This window comes from Treponema sp. R6D11 (genome assembly GCF_054786075.1).
In genome coordinates this window covers 1-1,198 of sequence record NZ_BDHD01000387.1, presented here as the reverse complement: position 1 = coordinate 1,198, position 1,198 = coordinate 1, and the positions used below count along the sequence as shown (strand labels likewise).

Genomic DNA, 1,198 nt, shown 5'->3' with positions numbered 1-1,198 from the left:
CCTGTACGGGGAGCATTTTAACTTTCTGCCGACTTTCAAGATTTTCATGGCGAGCGTATGTTCGGGCTGAGGATGAAGGAACTGGGGATGGTGCAGAAGCGGACTGCCGAGGCGCGGTACTGGCAGGACGTGGCGGTTCAGGGGTGATTGGTTTTCCCCGCGCCCCTTTCCCCGGTTGGGCGGTGAAGGCATAAGGTATGATTTTTCCTGCTGCCGTTATTGACATTATTTACTCATAAGATAGCGGCAGTATGTTTTATTGTTATGTTAAAATGAGTTAAAAAATCGTTGTTACATAGTTTGTTCTTAAAACTTACAAAAACTGGCAATTATCAGGGGGCGCGCACGCTCCCCCTGATAAAAATATTTCTCTGGCGGCAAGGTGTAGTTTCACGGGCTATGCGTCATGGTTTGCGCCATGAGAAGCTACATTGAAAATTGTGGTACGGAGATGTATTGAGTATTATTGCTTTATCTTTATTACTCTATTTATTCTTTTTATTTTGCTTATGCTTTCAAAAAGAATAAAAAAAATAAATAAAAAGAGATATATAGGGGTATGCCGGGAATTGAGGGCAGAATGTACATTCCTACATTGCATTAGCCGTTCATCGTCAGGTTAGTCACGTCTTTTGAATTGCGGCGGTCGGTCGGAGGCTAATCGCCATGGCAAAAGCGATGCCGTAAACTGGCTTAATTTTCATAAAAACTGACCAAAATTAACTTTTACATTTAGCGCGGTGTATGCCGCGCGGAAGCCAGGGCGGGGCTTTTGCCGTGGCTATGTAAATAAACGCTTTTTGTTTCCAGTACCCGCCGACCTGACCACATTCCATGTGGGCAGGGTGGCGGGTTTTTACGGAGTTAGCTCGGCTGTCGGTCATAGCTTTGTGGGGTGGGTCTTGGGCGAATAAAGCTGTCATTAAGTTTCAATGCCGCCTGTCCGCTTGGAATTCTGGTTTGCTTGCAAACTAGAGTTCAAGCGGACGGGCGGGTACTTCGGGATAAAGTTTTCAGTACGGAATTGCGAAAGGTTAAACAACAGTTGACATCGGAAACTAATCGCCACGGCAAAAGTCCCGTGTGCGAGAGCGCACTTAGGGGCTTTTGCCGGGGCTTTGAGAGTAAAGGCTTTTTAGTTCCAGTCCCTGCCGACCTGACCACATTCCATGTGGGCAGGGTGGCAGGGGCTTACGGA

The 1,198-nt window shown here is 46.9% G+C and carries 2 protein-coding genes; one reads left to right on the top strand and one right to left on the bottom strand.

Annotation, left to right across the window (positions count from 1 at the left end; genetic code table 11):
- Nucleotides 1-194 (top strand): hypothetical protein (locus ACYVTD_RS13355; RefSeq protein ID WP_461248230.1); only part of this gene is annotated, 194 nt, incomplete at its 5' end.
- 525 nt (nucleotides 195-719) lie between these two features.
- On the opposite strand, the gene ACYVTD_RS13350 is transcribed toward ACYVTD_RS13355, so the two are convergent.
- Nucleotides 720-923 (bottom strand): hypothetical protein, encoded by a 204-nt coding sequence (locus ACYVTD_RS13350; RefSeq protein ID WP_461248229.1) that lies wholly within the window; start codon nucleotides 921-923, stop codon nucleotides 720-722.
- Nucleotides 924-1,198 lie beyond the last annotated feature (275 nt).